The organism is Pseudoxanthomonas sp. 22568, assembly GCF_052044485.1.
In the GTDB taxonomy this organism is placed as follows: Bacteria; Pseudomonadota; Gammaproteobacteria; order Xanthomonadales; family Xanthomonadaceae; genus Pseudoxanthomonas_A; species Pseudoxanthomonas_A beigongshangi.
Window position 1 is genome coordinate 1 of record NZ_JBQENC010000029.1, and the last position, 6422, is coordinate 6422.

Consider the following 6422-nt stretch of genomic DNA (forward strand, 5'->3'; position numbering starts at 1 on the left):
TCGAGCAGGTCAACCAGACCATCACCCAGATGGACGAGACCACCCAGCAGAACGCCGCCCTGGTCGAGGAGGCTTCCGCCGCCGCCCGCAGCATGGAGCAGCAGGCGCAGGGCCTGGCCGAAGCCGTCGACGTGTTCGTCATCGAAGACAGCAACCCGTCGGTAGGAGCGCCGTCCCCGGCGCGAGCTCTTCGCGCGAACGGTACCCACCCCGCCAAGAGCTCGCGGCCGGAGGCCGCTCCTACCCGCGTGGCCTCCAGCCGCACGCTCTCCCCCCGCAAGCCCACGCCGCATCGCGAACCCGCCGCGCCCGCGCTCGCGGACGCGGAGTGGCAGACCTTCTGAACAACTACGAATCGCCCATGACCGCGCCCGCCATGCCATTGGTCCGACCACCGGGCATGTCGGCCTCAAGCGAACGCGTCCGTGGCCGATATCTGATCCCGCCTGGAACCAACGGATGGCGCATGAGCCCCGACTTTCCTCCCCATCGCCGCCATGCCCGCCCGATCCTCGCATCGGGGCGGTGCTCCTTGCGCGGTGACAGGGCATGAAAGCATCCGTGTCCGCGCCCGCCTCGGTCGACACCGCATTCGATCTGCTGTTCCAGACCCTGGAGCAGTCCAACGACGCGGTGCTCGTGCTCGACGAGCGCAATCGCATCCTGCTGTTCAATACCGCCGCCGAGAAGCTCTGGGGCGTGCCGCGGACGCAGGCGCTGGGGCAGCCGCTGCACCACTTCCTGCCCTGCCCGGTCGAAGGTGGCGCTGATCTGCCCGACCACGCCTGCGCCGCGCATTGGATTGGCGGCCATCGCGAGGTGATGCTGGAACGCGGCGACGGCCGCCGCATCACCGCCTCGCTGACGATGTCGCCGGTCGAAGCCGGCGGCCGCCAGTTCCATACCGCCGCACTGCGCGACTTCACCGACGTGCGCCTGCAGCGTGAACGCATGCGCCAGTTGTCGCTGGTGGTGGATCGCAGCGACAACGCCATCTTCGTCAGCGCACCCAACCGCCAGGTCCTGTACGTCAACAGCGGCTTCACCCGCATGCTGGGCTACGAGCTGGAAGACCTGCGCAACCGCAAGCCCACCGAAGTGCTTTCCGGCCCGCACACCGAGCCGCAGCTGGGCGACCTCATCGAGCGCTCGCTCGCGCTGTCGGAAGGCATGCAGACCGAAGTGCTGCTCTACACCAAGAGCGGACGTCCGTTGTGGGTATCGGCCGCGATCAATCCGGTCCTCGATGACGACGGCCGCACCATCGGGTTGGTCAGCGTGCTGACCGACATCACCCAGACCAAGGCCCACCAGGTCCTGCATCACAAGGTGCTGGACGCGATGGTGCGCGAGCAGCCGGTGGCCGACGTGATGACCCTGATGTGCCGGGAAGTCGAGCGCATCGCCCCGGAAGTCGCGGTGTCCGTGCTGGCGGTGGATGGCGATGGCCGGCTGCGGCCGCTGGCCGCGCCCAGCCTACCGGCCGCGCTGGTGGCCGCCAGCGATGGCCTGGCGATCGGACCGCGCGTGGGCGCCTGCGGCACCGCCGCCTGGCGCGGTCGCCCGGTGCACGTGCCGGACGTCGCCACCGATCCGCTGATGCTGGGCTTCCGCGATCTGCTGCTCGGCAACGGCCTGCATGCCTGCTTCTCCAGCCCGATCAAATCCAGCAGCGGGCGCGTGCTCGGCACGCTCTGCTTCTACTATCGGGAACGGGGCGAACCCAATGATCTGCACCGCCGCATCGCCGACACCTGCCTGCACCTGTGCGCGCTTGCGATGGAACGCGAGCAGACCAACGAGCGGGTCCACCAACTCGCCTTCTACGACACCCTGACCGGCCTGCCCAACCGGATCATGTTCAGCGCCAAGGCCGAACAGGTCCTGGCCAACTCCGCCCAGCTGAGCGCCCAGGCGGCGGTCCTGTTCATCGACGTGGATCGCTTCAAGCGCGTCAACGAGGCGCAGGGCCACGCCGCCGGCGACGGCCTGCTGCGCGACATCGCCGCGCGCCTGGCCGAGGAGCTGCCCGGTCCCAACCTGATCGGCCGCCAGGCTGGCGACGAGTTCGTCGCGGTGTTGCCGCAATGTTCGACCGAACAGGCCGCCAGCGTCGCCGAACGCCTGCTGGGCGCCATCGCGCGCCCGGCCACCGCCGGTGTGATGACCCTGCATCCCAGCGCCAGCATCGGCGTGGCGATCTATCCAGACGACGGCCGCGACATCGATCTGCTGCTGCGCCACGCCGACATGGCGATGTATCGCGCCAAGTCCGACGGTGGCGGCAGCGTGCGCTTCTTCAGCGGCGACATGAACCGGGTCGCGCAGGAACGTGTCTCGCTGGAAACCGCGATGCGCGAGGCGTTGCTGGCCGACCAGTTCAGCCTGCACTACCAGCCGCAGATCAGCGGCGGCGGCGAACCCACCCTGTATGGCGTGGAAGCGCTGCTGCGCTGGGAGCATCCGGAGCTGGGCACCGTGCCGCCCTCGCGCTTCGTGCCGGTGGCCGAGGAATGCGGCCTGATCGCCGACCTCAGCCTGTGGGTGCTGGAACACGCCTGCGCGCAGATGGCCGACTGGCGCGGTCGTGGACTGCGGGTGCCCCGGGTGGCGGTGAACGTCTCGGCGATAAATTTCCGCGATCCGGATCTGTCGCTGCAGATCGCCAGTTGCCTGGATGCCCACGGCCTGCACCCGGACGATCTGATCCTGGAAATCACCGAGAGCGTGATGCTGGATCCCAATCCGGACGTGCTGGAGAACATCGAGGCGATCTACGTGATGGGCGTGCGCCTGTCGCTGGACGATTTCGGCACCGGCTACTCCAGCCTCAGCCACCTGCACCGACTGCCCATCTACGAGCTCAAACTCGACCAGAGCTTCGTCCGCGACATCGACAGCAGCGCCATCGCCCGCACCCTGACCACCTCGGTGCTGCGCATCGGCGAGAGCCTGAGCATGAAGGTGGTGGCCGAGGGCGTGGAAACCGGCGCGCAGCATGCGTTCCTGGCCGAACAGGGCTTCCCGGTGCTGCAAGGCTACCTGTTCTCCGCGCCGCTGCCCGCGCCGGCACTGGAGCACTGGCTGGGCAACAACGACTACGTGACGATGCCGGCGTCCGGGGACGAGGCCGCGCACGCGCCATGAGCGCCGTCCCGCGCACGCCGCCGGTGCAGCGGTTGCCGGCGGCGTATTCGCTCACACCGCACCTCATCTATCCGCATCGGCTGTACCTGCTGCATGTCATCGCCAGCGCGCTGGCGCTGGCGGCGATGGTGCCGGCGATGTGGGCGCTGCAGGTCTCGTCCGGACACTGGATCAGCACCTTGCTGATCGGCCTGGGCTGGCCGCACCTGGCGCGCTGGCGCTATCGCCGCAGCCGCCATCCCAACCGCGCGGAGATGCAGAACGTCCTGGTCGATGGCGTGCTCGCCGGGATGGCGCTGCCGCTGATCGCGTTCAACCTGCCGATCAGCGCGGCGCTGCTCGCGGTGACCTGCTTTGCCGCCATGTTCGGCGGCGGCCCGCGCCTGCTCGCGGGCAATCTGCTGGCCTTCGCGCTGGGCGTGCTGGTGGGCATTCCCATCTACGGCCTGCACTGGTTGCCGGGGCTGGACGGCCTCTCGTTCCTGGCCAGCTTGCCGCTGGCGTTGCTGGCGCCGCTGGCCCTGCTGCACGTCGGCTACGACGTCACCCGCGGCCTGCACCACCGCCGCAACGAACTGGAACTGCGCGGCTGGCACGACGGGCTGTCCGGGTTGTTCAACCGCAGCCACTGGGAAGACACCGTGCGCGCGGAATTCGCCCGTAGCCGCCGCACCGGCCAGCCCGCCACGCTGGTGCTGGCGGATCTGGATCACTTCAAGCAGATCAACGATTTGTACGGCCACGCGGAGGGCGATTCCGTGATCCGCCGGTTCGCGGATCTGCTGCGCACCAATCTGCGCGACATCGACGTGCCCGGACGCTACGGCGGCGAGGAGTTCGGCATCCTGCTGCCGCTGACGCCGCTGCCCGAGGCGATGGAAGTGGTCCGCCGGCTGCATCGGCGCCTGCACGAGGCGCCGCTTTCACGCCATCGCACCATCACCGCCAGCTTCGGCGTGGCCGAGCTGTCCGCCGACATCGACAGTCCGGAGACCTGGATCCGCCAGGCCGACCTGACCCTGTATCGCGCCAAGTACGACGGCCGCGACCGCATCGCCGAACGCAGCGCCGCGCCCGCCGCTTCCTCCGCAATCGACGGCACCCCGCCACGTTCGCCGCCACGTTCGCCCCTGCGCCCGGCGCTGTCGCCGCGCGAACCCGCGGTGCTGGCGCAGTTGCTGCAGGGCATCGACATCGCCGATACCCCGGTGGCGATGTACAACCCGGACGATCAGTTGGTGATGGCCAACGACGCCTACATCCGCCTGCACGGCATTCCACCGGGCGTGGTCCGCTTCGCCGACGTCATCCGCCATGCGCATCGCCTGCGGCAGGGCGTGGCATTGGACAGCGATCCCGAAACCTGGCTGCGGGACGTGCAGCGGCAGCGCCGTCGCGCGCCACGCCGGCTGTTCCCGGTGACGACCCTGGACGGTGTCCGCTTCCAGGGCATCGAGGTGTGTTTCAACGACGGCTGGATCCTGACCACCCTGGTGGCGGCCGCACCGACCGGTCTGGCCAGTCCGGCCTGACGCAAAAATGTGACGCCGTCCGCGAACACGCGGGCCGGCGGCCGCGCCGACTCAAGTTCGCCCCGGAGGGGCCGATGACTGCCTTCAAGACGCCTTCGGCGTCATCGATTGTCCCTTCCCGGAGAGCACCCATGAAGATCGCCACCCTCGTCACCCTGTCGGCCGCCGTCGTGGGCGCCGCCCTGCTGCTGCCGGCCGAGCGCGCCAACGGCCAGGCCCAGATCACCGACGCCATCCCGGCCGACAAGGCGGTGCGTTTCGCCGGCCGCGACGGCACCGTCTGCGGCAAGGTCGGCAAGGCCCGTTTCGCCGAAAACTCCGAAGGCACCCCGACCTTCCTGTACATGGGCGGCGACTTCCCGCGCCACACCTTCACCGCCCGCATCCCGGGTTCGGACCGCGGCAAGTTCAAGCCCGCGCCGGAAACCCTGGAAGGCAAGGACGTGTGCGTGATCGGCAGCATCCAGCGCGACAGCTCGCGCGCCGAAATCGTGGTGACCTCGCCGAGCAACCTCAAGCTGGCATCGATGCGCTGATCGCCCGTTCCCGTCGGCGGCGCCGCGCTGCGGGCCGCCGGTGTCCCCTTCCTTCGCCAGCCACTCCGCCCGCGACGTCGTCCGCCCCGGACCGAGGAAACCTTTCATGCAGTGGATCCAGAACCTCCGCCTGACCCAGAAGATGATGCTGGCCTTCGGCATCGTGCTCGTGCTGATGCTGGTGCAGGGCGTCTCCTCCTTCATCGGCCTGAAGTCGCTCAACGGCGTGACCCGCGAGATGGCAGACAACACGCTGCCCAGCGTGAGCACCGCGGGCGCGCTGCGTGGCCTGATCGGCGAATACCGCGCCACCTCCTTCACCACCCTGGTCCGCGCCAGCGACGCGGTGAAGGACGATGCGCGTGGCCGCGCCAAGCGCATCCATGGGGAGATCGACAAGGCCATCGCCGCCTACAAGCCGCTGATCTCCACCACCGCCGAGCGCAAGGCCTACGAGGCCTTCGTGGCCGACTGGGGCAAGGCGTACAAGTCCTACCAGGACGTCAACGAGATGCTGGAGCTGGATCTGCAGGACGACGCCATCGATACCTTCATCGGCGGCACCTGGAACGCGCACGCCAAGGCGGCCGCCTCGCTGGATGCCCTGCTGAAGGAAGTCAACCGCCAGACCGCCGTCACCGCCCGGAACTCCGCCAGCACCTACACCGCATCCAGCTCGCTGTTGCTGATCATGCTGGTGGCCGGCATCGTCGGCGGCCTGGTCCTGGCCTGGTTCTTCGCCCGCGCCATCGCCCGCGCGGTCGGCGAGGCCGTACGGGTGGCCAACGACGTTTCGCGTGGCAAGCTGGACGGCAGCATCGACACCTCGCGCAAGGACGAGGTCGGCGAACTGCTGGCCTCGATGCAGCGCATGCAGCACCAGGTGCAGTCGGTCATCGCCGCGCAGTCGGAGATGGCGCAGCGCCATGACGAAGGTTCCATCAGCTACCGCATGGACGACAGCGCGTTCCCGGGCGAGTACGGTCGGATGGTGCGCGACACCAACGCGCTGGTCGCCTCGCACCTGGAAGCGATTGGCAGCGCGCAGCGGATCATGCAGCGCTATGCCATCGGCGATCTGAGCCCGGACATGGATCGCCTGCCCGGCGAGAAGGCGACGCTGACCGAAACCATGGACGCCACCAAGGCGAGCCTTTCGGCCATCAACGCCGAAATCAAGCGCCTGGCCAGCGCCGCGGCCGCCGGC

The 6422-nt window shown here is 68.9% G+C and carries 4 protein-coding genes and 1 pseudogene; all 5 read left to right on the forward strand.

The features are described from left to right. Window positions 1–344: pseudogene (locus ACTJI2_RS19965) on the forward strand (methyl-accepting chemotaxis protein); the annotation flags it as partial. Between the two features lie 205 nt (window positions 345–549). Next, complete coding sequence (locus tag ACTJI2_RS19970) at window positions 550–3147, forward strand: EAL domain-containing protein (RefSeq protein ID WP_440843127.1); 2598 nt, start codon at window positions 550–552, stop codon at window positions 3145–3147. Then, on the forward strand, window positions 3144–4679 hold the full coding sequence (locus tag ACTJI2_RS19975; protein ID WP_440843128.1) for a diguanylate cyclase: 1536 nt from the start codon (window positions 3144–3146) through the stop codon (window positions 4677–4679). Before ACTJI2_RS19970 ends, ACTJI2_RS19975 begins: the two co-directional genes overlap by 4 nt. A 131-nt stretch (window positions 4680–4810) precedes the next feature. Next, a complete protein-coding gene (locus ACTJI2_RS19980; RefSeq protein ID WP_183637007.1) occupies window positions 4811–5215 on the forward strand; it encodes a hypothetical protein in 405 nt (134 codons plus the stop codon). A 106-nt stretch (window positions 5216–5321) separates the two neighbouring features. Further along, window positions 5322–6422 (forward strand): MCP four helix bundle domain-containing protein (locus ACTJI2_RS19985; RefSeq protein WP_440843130.1); only part of this gene is annotated, 1101 nt, incomplete at its 3' end.